General features: G+C 48.1%; 8 protein-coding genes and 1 pseudogene. 2 read left to right on the top strand and 7 right to left on the bottom strand.

What is annotated here, in order from left to right; translation table 11 throughout:
* The 6 genes from ACLQ6D_RS06710 to rfbC all read right to left on the bottom strand — a co-directional run.
* Positions 1 to 652, bottom strand: a 652-nt coding sequence (locus ACLQ6D_RS06710; RefSeq protein WP_411726515.1) for a DegT/DnrJ/EryC1/StrS family aminotransferase, incomplete at its 3' end; no start/stop codon positions are given.
* A gap of 65 nt (positions 653 to 717) precedes the next feature.
* Positions 718 to 1,590, bottom strand: coding sequence for a glucose-1-phosphate thymidylyltransferase RfbA (gene rfbA / locus ACLQ6D_RS06705; protein WP_411726514.1), 873 nt, complete (start codon positions 1,588 to 1,590; stop codon positions 718 to 720).
* Positions 1,587 to 2,657, bottom strand: coding sequence for a dTDP-glucose 4,6-dehydratase (gene rfbB, locus ACLQ6D_RS06700; protein ID WP_411726513.1), 1,071 nt, complete (start codon positions 2,655 to 2,657; stop codon positions 1,587 to 1,589). The genes rfbA and rfbB overlap by 4 nt, the downstream gene beginning before the upstream one ends.
* A gap of 62 nt (positions 2,658 to 2,719) precedes the next feature.
* Positions 2,720 to 2,884, bottom strand: a complete 165-nt coding sequence (locus ACLQ6D_RS06695; RefSeq protein WP_411726512.1) for a hypothetical protein — start codon at positions 2,882 to 2,884, stop codon at positions 2,720 to 2,722.
* 177 nt (positions 2,885 to 3,061) lie between these two features.
* The gene (gene rfbD / locus ACLQ6D_RS06690; protein ID WP_411726511.1) at positions 3,062 to 3,949 is read right to left on the bottom strand and encodes a dTDP-4-dehydrorhamnose reductase; all 888 of its coding nucleotides are present in this window, start codon (positions 3,947 to 3,949) and stop codon (positions 3,062 to 3,064) included.
* Positions 3,946 to 4,491: a dTDP-4-dehydrorhamnose 3,5-epimerase gene (rfbC, locus tag ACLQ6D_RS06685; RefSeq protein WP_411726510.1), complete on the bottom strand. Its 546-nt coding sequence runs from the start codon at positions 4,489 to 4,491 to the stop codon at positions 3,946 to 3,948. Before rfbC ends, rfbD begins: the two co-directional genes overlap by 4 nt.
* 304 nt (positions 4,492 to 4,795) lie before the next feature.
* Here rfbC and ACLQ6D_RS06680 point away from each other — a divergent pair, with 304 nt between their 5' ends.
* Together ACLQ6D_RS06680 and polA are read left to right on the top strand one after the other, a co-directional pair.
* Positions 4,796 to 6,904 carry a RelA/SpoT family protein gene (locus ACLQ6D_RS06680; RefSeq protein WP_411726509.1) on the top strand — a complete coding sequence of 703 codons (2,109 nt, stop codon included), beginning with the start codon at positions 4,796 to 4,798 and terminating at the stop codon, positions 6,902 to 6,904.
* A 310-nt stretch (positions 6,905 to 7,214) separates the two neighbouring features.
* The gene (gene polA, locus ACLQ6D_RS06675; RefSeq protein WP_411726508.1) at positions 7,215 to 9,926 is read left to right on the top strand and encodes a DNA polymerase I; all 2,712 of its coding nucleotides are present in this window, start codon (positions 7,215 to 7,217) and stop codon (positions 9,924 to 9,926) included.
* Between the two features lie 413 nt (positions 9,927 to 10,339).
* Here polA and ACLQ6D_RS06670 read toward each other — a convergent pair.
* Positions 10,340 to 10,453 (bottom strand): annotated as a pseudogene (locus ACLQ6D_RS06670) (IS1 family transposase); the annotation flags it as partial.

The raw sequence follows: 10,453 nt of genomic DNA, 5'->3' as shown, positions 1-10,453 counted from the left end.
GCCCTTGTCCGTGGACACGCATCATACGGATTTTTTCAGCCGACTCGTCATCATTGGTAAACACTGCGCCCCCATCTCCATAGCATCCTAAGGGTTTGGCTGGGAAAAAACTGGTGCAGCTTATATAGCCCAATGCGCTGTCGGTTTTACCCTTGTAGGTCGAGCCAAAACTTTGTGCGCCATCGATAATTACTTTGAGCTTATATTTATCGGCGATAGCCTTGATTTCATCCAGGTCGGGCGGCTGTCCATAGAGCGATACAGGTATGATGGCTTTGGTTTTTGTAGTAATGGCTGCTTCGATTTTGCTTGGGTCAATGTTATAGGTGTCTGCCTGGATATCCACAAACACCGGCGTGGCTTTCATCAGGGCAATGGTTTCCGCCGTGGCTATGAAGGTAAATGGCGTGGTAATAATTTCATCGCCGGGTTGGATATCAAGCGCCATCATGGCAAGCAATAACGCATCCGTGCCGCTAGCACAAACGATTGCATGTTTGGCTGCCGTAAATGCCTCAAGTTCTCTTTCCAGCAAATCACACTCTTCACCCATAATGTAGTTTGATTTACTTAATACCGCCTGGATTGCAGTATCAATCTCGCTTTTGTAAAGCTGATACTGGTGCTGAAGTTTTGCAAAATCTATTTTCATTTTTGTGTTTGACTGTTTCGTTTGTATCAGCCGCTGGCATCAGTTATTTGTTGGGGCAGTAATTTTCAACTGGCGGAAATTTCGAATAAATACTCGCCATAGGATGTTTTTGCCAGCGCTTCGGCGCGAATCACCAGTTCCGTTCGACTCAACCAGCCGTGGTTATAGGCAATTTCTTCCAGACAAGCGATCTTGAAGCCTTGTCGGTGTTCAACAGTTTGTACAAACTGTCCAGCTTCTATCAGGCTGTCGTGGGTTCCGGTGTCCAGCCAGGCAAATCCCCTGCCCAGAATTTCCACATTCAATTGTTGTTGTTTAAGATAAACATCGTTGACGGCGGTGATTTCCAGTTCACCACGGGCGGAAGGCTTTATTCTCTTTGCAATACCAACCACTTGATTATCATAAAAATAAAGCCCCGTTACGGCATAGTCTGATTTGGGAAGGGCGGGTTTTTCTTCGATGGAAATTGCCCGGTTGTTTTTGTCAAATTCGACAACGCCAAACCGCTCTGCATCCTTGACTTTATAGCCAAAAACGGTTGCACCCTCAGTCCGATTCAATGCACTTTTTAAATTATCAGAAAAATGTTGCCCAAAGAATATGTTATCGCCCAATACCAAGCAACTATGGCTGTCCCCAATAAACTGCTCGCCAATCAGGAATGCCTGGGCAAGACCTTCAGGCTTGGGCTGTACCGCAAATTCTAGCTTTATACCAAAATCCGAGCCATCCCCAAGAAGGTTTTTGAAACTGACCTGGTCTTCAGGCGTAGTGATAATCAGGGTTTCCCGTATACCTGCCAGCATCAGCACAGACAAGGGATAATAAATCATGGGCTTATCATAAACCGGCAACAATTGCTTGGAGACGGCCTTGGTGATGGGATGCAGCCTGGTGCCCGCTCCTCCGGCAAGGATAATGCCTTTCCAGTTCATTCTCCTTCTCCCAGCCCCAACCGTTCCCGACGATAACTGCCGTCCTGGACATGCCGGCACCAGTCCAGGTTGTCGAGATACCACTGCACCGTTTTTTTCAAGCCGGTTTCAAATGTTTCTTTAGGCAACCAACCCAGTTCATCGGCAATTTTACCGGCATCAATCGCATAACGAAGGTCATGTCCTGGACGGTCTTTAACAAACGTAATCAAATCCTGGTAACTCGCTATGCCATTAGGCTTTTGCGGGTGACATTCTTCAAGAATATGACAGATGGTTCTAACCACGGCGATATTTTCTTTTTCATTATGTCCACCAATATTATAGGTTTCGCCTATCTTGCCTTTTTCCACTACGGTGAGCAGCGCCCTGGCGTGATCGTCTACGTACAACCAATCCCTTATCTGTTTGCCATCCCCGTAAACCGGTAATGGCTTACCTTCGAGGGCATTGAGTATTACCAGCGGTATGAGTTTTTCAGGAAAATGATAGGGGCCGTAATTGTTGGAGCAATTGGTCACTACAACCGGAAGCCCGTAAGTTCGATGCCAGGCCCGGACAATATGGTCAGAACTGGCTTTGGATGCGGAATAAGGCGAACTAGGCGCATACGGAGTTTCTTCAGTGAACAAGGTATTGTCATTCGGCAAGTCGCCATACACTTCATCGGTAGAGATATGATGGAAGCGGAATTGGGCTTTTTTGTCGCCGCCCAAATTCTGCCAGTAGTTGCGTGCCGCTTCAACCAGGATATAAGTGCCAACAATGTTGGTTTCTATAAAGGCTGCCGGACCATCAATCGAACGGTCAACATGGGATTCGGCAGCCAAGTGCATAATGGCATCAGGCTGGTGCTGTTGCAGCAGTTGATTAACTTTCAGCGTATCGCAGATATCGGCTTGCTCAAAACGGTAACACGGATGGCCTTCGACCGGCTTGAGTGATTCGAGATTACCTGCATACGTCAGTTTATCGATATTGACTACGCTATGTCCTGTGTTGCCAAGCACGTAACGAATAAGTGCGGAACCGATAAATCCGGCGCCGCCGGTGAGTAATATTTTCATGTGTGGATATATCTCACTGCCTTATGATGGACTAACGGCAATCATCTACTTGGGCTTGATGCTTAGATATTAAAATGGCAAGGAACGCCACCCGCTAATGGGGAAACCTCTAAAAATTCAAAAATCTCCCTCCCCTGAGAGGCATAGGTATCTACATAACGCGTCATCTCGGCAAGGATTTCCGGAATCCAGAAGCCATGGATGGCAATGCTAATATTACCAACCATTTTTTAGCCGTATGGAACCCTTTTGTGGCTATTTTCACATCCCTGTGTTCAGGATTCCGGCGACCTCCATGGATGGAGGAAGTGCGGAAGAGGACATGGAATCCTCGCCGCCAATCCTTGCCGAAATGACGGTTCTATAACTTGTGCAGATACCTATTGCCCAGAGGGAGAGGTTACCTAATCCAGTTCTTGCATGCAGAGCCTGAGCGCATTATCCCATGACGGCAGGGTTAAGCCAAACTGTTGTTCCAGACGGCTCGTAGATAAGCGGGAATTTGCTGGGCGTTTCGCGGGTAACGGATAGCCAGTGGTGGGTATCGGATGAATCGTCCGGTTTTTCAGTGCCAACTTTCCTTGTTCGCGGACAATTTTGACAATCTTCTCGGCAAAACCATGCCAGGACGTATCGCCGGATGAAGTTAAGTGATAGACACTGGAATTAAAGTTGTTAACTTGCCGTTCAAGCATCGCTTGCCGCACAATGTGCGCTGTCGTCTCGGCGATTAGGCGCGCCCAAGTCGGTGCGCCAATCTGGTCGGCAACAATCTTTAGTTCTTCCCGCTCTGCCGCCAGACGCAGGATGGTTTTTAAAAAATTATTGCCCCTACCGGCATAAACCCAGGATGTCCGCAGTATAAGGTAATCACACGCCACCGACTGGATGGCTTGCTCACCCGCTAACTTACTCTGGCCGTAAACATTGACAGGATTTGTAGCGTCGTCTTCCGTATACGGAGTGCTTTTAGTTCCGTCGAACACATAATCCGTGGAGTACTGGACTAGCAATGCGCCAATTTTTTTAGCTTCCTCAGCCAGCACACCTGGTGCCTCGGCGTTAATCAAAAACGCCTGTTCCTGTTCAGTTTCAGCCTTGTCTACCGCCGTGTAAGCCGCCGGATTAATGATGACATTGGGCTTGTATTGCTGGATGATGCCTCGTAGGGCCTTAAGATCGGCAAGATCGGCTTGGGTGCGATTGACTTCGACCACTTCTCCAATCGGTAACAAGGTTCTTGCCAACTCCCATCCTACCTGTCCGGTGGCACCTGACAGCAGAATTTTCATACAAACACCTCGGCTTCATTGAGCAATTTGCCCATTTTATCCTTATTTGACAGGTTCGGCTCACCCTGCACAGGCCATTGGATGCCAATAGCGGGATCGTTCCAGAGTATGCAACGTTCGTATTCGGGTGCATAGTAATCCGTTGTTTTGTAGAGAAATTCTGCGGTTTCACTAGTGACGGCAAAACCATGCGCAAAGCCTTCCGGTATCCAGATCTGGCGATTGTTACTGGCTGAGAGCATCACACCTACCCAATGACCAAACGTCGGCGAATGTTTACGAATATCGACAGCCACATCAAAGACTTCCCCGGCGACTACGCGCACCAGTTTACCCTGGGGTTGCTGTATTTGATAATGCAAACCGCGCAACACACCCTTAGCCGATTTTGAATGGTTATCCTGGACGAAATCTGCCTTGATGCCCGTCTGTTCGGTAAAGCTTCGGGCATTAAAACTTTCATAAAAAAAACCCCTTTCGTCACCAAAAACCTTGGGTTCAATGATTATCACATCAGGTATTGCGGTGGTTTGTATCGGCATAATCGATTTGTTAGATACCTGCTTAACTGGTTGATTTTAATCTGGAGCAAAACATAACCGGAATATTAATTACTGTGTTTTCTTAATAGAATCCCTTGAAGTTATCTAAGCGGTTGGCTGTTTGGTCAACAAAGTATCAGCTGTCATTATCATCAACTTCTTGATGATTTTGTAAAGTGCCACCCATTGAAATAATCCACATTTTTGTAAACGATTCCATGAACCAAATGAAATGTTCCTTACTCTATTTTGCAGCATTAGCCTATCATGGTTACCAGTTTTTTGAATCGTTTAAGACGGATTGATGCAAAACACCACATCTTCTACTCAGCAAATTTTCAGCGGATTTTCTGTCCGGGATAGCAGACAAATCGAACACGCTCTATCGATCATCACGCAAATACCGGAACTTACGCCTTATCAGCGACCTAAAGGCATTGATGTCGCGACCATTCTAATGGATTTTAAGGTGGATGTGGAAACTATACTTGCTGCGATATTGAGTGACCCCCGTTTGGAGGAACTGAAACCCAAATCCGACATTGCCAAGCAATTCGGCGAAACCGTTGCGGAACTGGCCAAGGATATTAACTGGCTGAACAAGCTGAATGTGTATTCCACCGACATGACCCATCAGCCCAACCAGGCTGAAACATTACGCCGGATGCTGCTGTCCATGACGCAGGATATGCGGGCGGTGTTAATCAAACTGGCTTACCGGATCAAGCGTCTGCGCATCTTGCCCAAAGAACCCTATGAAGTCCGCCACTTCATCGCCCAGGAAACCTTAGACATTTATGCGCCGATTGCCAATCGGCTGGGTATACACCAGTTCAAATGGGAATTGGAAGATATGGCGTTTCGCTATCTGGAACCCAAAATATACTTGAGTATAGCAAAATCCCTGGCCGCCAAGCGAGACCAGCGGAAAACGTGTATCGATAATTTTATCCTGCTGCTGCAACAACGTCTGAGCAACGAGGCTATTGGCTCCGAGATTTATGGCCGACCCAAACATATCTATAGCATCTGGAAGAAAATGCAGCTTAAACAATTGGATATCGACGAACTATACGACTTGCTGGCGGTGCGGGTGATAGTCGATAACTTGACCGCCTGCTACGCCGTGTTGGGCATCGTGCATAGTGCATGGCAATACATACCCAAGGAATTTGACGATTACATCGCCAACCCCAAAGAAAACGGCTACCAGTCCCTGCACACCGTTATCCTCGACCCCCAGGGCAATCGCATCGAGGTGCAAATCCGTACACGGGAAATGCACGAATTTGCCGAATTGGGTGTTGCTGCCCACTGGTCTTACAAAGAAGGCGGCAAACATAACGTCGCGATGGACAAAAGCATTGCTTCCCTCCGTAAGTTGCTAGCAGAAAAGGACGCAGATGAAAATTTAGCCGATGACTTTCATAGCGAACTGTTTCACGACCGGGTGTATGTATTGACCCCAGCCGGGAAACTGATTGACCTCGTAAAAGGCGCAACGCCACTTGATTTAGCCTATGCCATCCACACCGAAATTGGTCACGGCTGCCGAGGCGCCAAGGTCAATGGCCGAATTTGTCCTTTGACTTACACTCTAAAATCTGGCGAACAAATCGAAATCCTGACCACAAAAGACATCCGCCCCAACCGCAACTGGATTGATCCCAATTTGGGTTATTTGAAATCGGCACATGCCATTAGCAAGGTCAAAAGCTGGTTCAAACACCAACAACGGGACCAGAATATTGCTACGGGCAAAGCCATCCTGGACAAAGAAACGCAACGCTTGGGATTAAAAGCGGTCAATCTGAAAGAATTGACCCAACACTTCAAGCTGGCAGATACGGATGCCTTGCTCGAAGCGATTGGCCGGAACGACATTAACAGCCGCCAACTGGCGGCATTTTTTAAAATACCGGAACTGGAATCTCCGCCTCCCGCACCCGTCAAGAAAAAGCCCCAAGTAAAATCCGTTGTCACGGTCGAGGGAATTGATAATGTGCTGACTACCTTTGCCCATTGCTGCACGCCAGTACAAGACGATGACATTATCGGTTACATCTCGCATTACCGGGGCATCACGGTACACCGCAAAAATTGCGGCAACATTTTGAACCTCAGCCCCGAAAAACATACCCAACTCATTCCTGTTTACTGGGGGACACAACAAGCCAGCCATTCAGTGCCAATTGCCATCCGTGCTTATAATGCCCGGCACCTGTTGAATAACGTCACCCAAGTATTGACCCAAGCCAACATCCATATTTCCAACGCCGCACTGGAGACTAATCCTGATTTTTCGGCAGTCCTAAACCTGACGATCCAAATTGAGAATACCCGGCAATTAAGCCTGGTGCTTAGCAAACTAAGCCAACTGCCCAATATCGTCGATGTTAAGCGTAAAACTTAGATAACTGCATCAAAATGAACGGTTCAACATAAACAATAAGCTAGCTTTGGTGTTTACGTGGCTCCGTAGGGGCAATCCCTTGTGGTTGCCCTGATAATCACAAGGGGTCGCTGGCAGGCATAAGGGATTGCCTGGACAGGCACAAGGCCTGCCCCTACTGCCCACACCATTTGGGTGATTAGTTATATTTGTACAAGGCATAGATATTTCTTAGCTTAAATCTGATCACGAATACTTCAACTGATTTTTTTAGGTTCAAGGTAAAATCATCACAGCCCTACGCCCAACATCCTAACCTTGGATCCTTACTATGACCCAAAACACCGCAAAACGCCTGATCCTGGTTGACGGTTCTTCTTTTTTATTTCGCGCTTACCATGCGATACCGCCGCTTAGCAGTCCCCAAGGTTTGCCTACCAATGCTATCCACGGCGTCACCAGTATGCTGCGTAAGCTCATTGCCGACTATCACAGTGACTACATCACCGTCGTGTTCGATGCGCCCGGCAAAACTTTTAGAAATGGCCTTTATGACCAGTACAAAGCCCACAGGCCACCCATGCCGGACGACCTCAGGGTGCAAATTGAGCCATTGCATAAAATCATACGCGCTATGGGTTTGCCTTTGATTATCGAATCCGGGGTCGAAGCCGATGACGTCATGGGCGTATTGGCAAAAAAAGCGGAACAACAAGGTTATGAAATCATCATCTCCACGGGCGACAAGGACATGGCGCAGATGGTTAACGAGCATATTATTCTCGAAAACACCATGTCCAACACCCGTATGGATATTCAAGGTGTGATCGACAAATTCGGGGTCAAACCGGAACAGATCATTGATTACCTGGCATTGGTGGGCGATACCGTTGACAACATTCCTGGCGTACCCAATTGTGGCCCGAAAACAGCCGCAAAATGGCTCGCACAATACGGGACATTAGATAATCTCATGACCCATGCCGACCAAATCACAGGAAAAATCGGCGACAACCTACGCGCAAGTCTCGACCATCTACCCTTAGCTAAACAACTGACGACGATTGTGTGCGAACTGGATTTGCCCTACACCATTGAAGATTGTCATCAACAACCTGCCAATATCACAGAGTTGACCCGGCTATTAACTGAATTGGGTTTTTCGACTTGGCTCAAGACATTGGCGAATAATGCCGAAATCCCCCCCACGATTAACGAGAAACCCGCCGTAGTTGAATCCAGCTACGAGACCATACTGACTGAGCGTCTATTAGATCAATGGCTTAATCAACTTGATGCTGCCGATCTATTTGCTTTTGACACGGAAACCACCAGCCTGGATTACAGCAAGGCACAAATCGTGGGGGTGTCTTTTGCGGTAGAAGCGGGGAAAGCCGCCTATTTACCCTTAGCGCATGTTTATCCTGGCGTACCGGAGCAATTAGGCCGCACTGAAACGCTGGCAAAACTTAAACCCCTTCTGGAAAACCCTGACAAACACAAACTCGGCCAACACCTCAAATACGATGCCCACGTCCTCGCCAATCATGGCATAACCCTACGTGGGATTGCCCACGACACGATGCTGGAATCGTATGTCTTGAACAGCACCGCCACCAAACATAATATGGATGACATCGCCAAAGAGTATCTGGGGATCACGACCATCCACTATGAAGACGTGACCGGGAAGGGCGCCAAGCAAATCCCTTTTCAGGAAGTGCCGCTGGAGCAAGCCACCCCGTATGCGGCGGAAGATGCCGACATTACTTTACAAATCCATCAAGCATTGCTCCCGAAACTGCAACAACAACCCAGCTTATATGCCTTATATGAGGCGATGGAAATCCCCCTGATCCCTGTCCTGGCCCGAATAGAGAGCAACGGCGTACTGATAGACAGCGCCATGCTGGCGCAGCAAAGCCTGGAACTTGCCAGTCAAATTATTGCCATTGAACAACATGCCCATAACCATGCAGGGCGCACTTTCAATCTCGGCTCACCAAAACAGATTCAGGAGATACTCTACGATCAGCAAAAACTGCCGGTGTTGAAAAAAACGCCGACGGGTCAGCCCTCAACCGAAGAATCGGTGCTTCAAGATTTGGCGGTTGATTATGAACTGCCTAAACTGATACTCGAATACCGCAGTTTAAGCAAACTTAAATCGACCTATACCGACAAACTACCGCAACAAGTCAACGACAAAACGGGGCGGGTGCATACCTCGTATCATCAGGCGGTTGCTGCGACTGGCCGTCTTTCTTCAACCGACCCTAACCTGCAAAACATTCCCATCCGTAGTGAAGAAGGCCGTAAAATCCGGCAAGCATTCATTGCGCCGCCGGGCTATAAAATCGTGGCTGCCGATTATTCGCAAATCGAGTTGCGTATCATGGCGCACTTGTCGGCTGATGCCGGTTTATTGAATGCCTTCAACGAAGGCTTGGATGTGCATCGTGCGACGGCAGCGGAAGTGTTTGGTGTCGCGCCCGACCAAGTCACCAACGACCTGCGCCGATCCGCCAAAGCTATTAATTTCGGCCTGATCTATGGCATGTCATCGTTTGGCCTGGCGCAGCAACTAGGCTTGTCACGCAGCCAGGCGCAATCTTATATCGACCTGTATTTTACCCGCTATCCAGGGGTAAAAAATTATATGGATTCCATCCGGGAGAAGGCGCGTGAACAAGGTTACGTTGAAACCTTATTTGGCAGGCGCTTGTATTTGCCGGAAATAAAATCGAAGAACGCGGCAATCCGCCAATACGCAGAGCGAACCGCCATCAATGCGCCGATGCAGGGAACTGCCGCCGATATCATCAAGCGTGCCATGATCGCCACCGACCAGTGGCTGTATACGGAACAAGCCGATGCCAAAATGATTATGCAAGTGCATGATGAACTGGTTTTTGAAATTGCAGAAGACAAGCTGACGGACTATGCCACCACTATCCGATCATTGATGTGCTCAGCCACCGAACTCGCCGTTCCGTTGATTGTCGATATCGGGGTAGGCAATAACTGGGATGAGGCGCATTAAGGGAACGAAGCTATGTAGGGGCAACCCCTTCGACCGCCAGGGATGGTGGGGCTGCAACCGTTCCATACGGTTGGCAGCATTTCCCACATCCCTGTGGGTCAAGTGCAGCGGCGGGTAGGGAACCCGCGCTGTGTGGTTGCCCTGTTGCCCTGATAATCACAATGGGATCCCAGGATAGGCACAAGGCCTACCCCTACAATTTAGGGTTAGTGGAATCGAAATGCCCCGGGGTTTCTTAAAAAATAGCTTCTATGCAAAATATTTTGGAACTTTTTTTGGCTACCTAAGTCCCATTGATGAACGTCCGCAATGGCGTTTAATCAGCCTTCTTTCCCCTTGTTTATAGGCTGATTCCTTCCTTGGAGTCCCAAAGCCTGCCTCTTCTGGCTTTGGGACTTTCTTTTTTGGAATTGCTAATTTAATATAGCTAGCATATTATTCCATTTTGCCATCAGTGGCCTAACAGAGTATTCCAGCATTTTTTGGCATTTACTGTAGCATTTTGATTTGCGGCGCAACCTGGCAAG

It is taken from the genome of Methyloglobulus sp., assembly GCF_046714055.1.
Lineage (GTDB): Bacteria > Pseudomonadota > Gammaproteobacteria > Methylococcales > Methylomonadaceae > Methyloglobulus.
The sequence above is the reverse complement of the archived record's forward strand: the minus strand, read 5'-3'. Positions and strand labels throughout refer to the sequence as shown.

Excerpts from the sequence above, each read along its gene's own strand:
- rfbA (WP_411726514.1), bottom strand. The coding sequence starts at position 1,590 with ATGAACTGGAAAGGCATTATCCTTGCCGGAGGAGCGGGCACCAGGCTG.
- rfbB (WP_411726513.1), bottom strand. The coding sequence starts at position 2,657 with ATGAAAATATTACTCACCGGCGGCGCCGGATTTATCGGTTCCGCACTT.
- ACLQ6D_RS06695 (WP_411726512.1), bottom strand. The coding sequence starts at position 2,884 with ATGGTTGGTAATATTAGCATTGCCATCCATGGCTTCTGGATTCCGGAA.
- rfbD (WP_411726511.1), bottom strand. The coding sequence starts at position 3,949 with ATGAAAATTCTGCTGTCAGGTGCCACCGGACAGGTAGGATGGGAGTTG.
- rfbC (WP_411726510.1), bottom strand. The coding sequence starts at position 4,491 with ATGCCGATACAAACCACCGCAATACCTGATGTGATAATCATTGAACCC.
- ACLQ6D_RS06680 (WP_411726509.1), top strand. The coding sequence starts at position 4,796 with ATGCAAAACACCACATCTTCTACTCAGCAAATTTTCAGCGGATTTTCT.
- polA (WP_411726508.1), top strand. The coding sequence starts at position 7,215 with ATGACCCAAAACACCGCAAAACGCCTGATCCTGGTTGACGGTTCTTCT.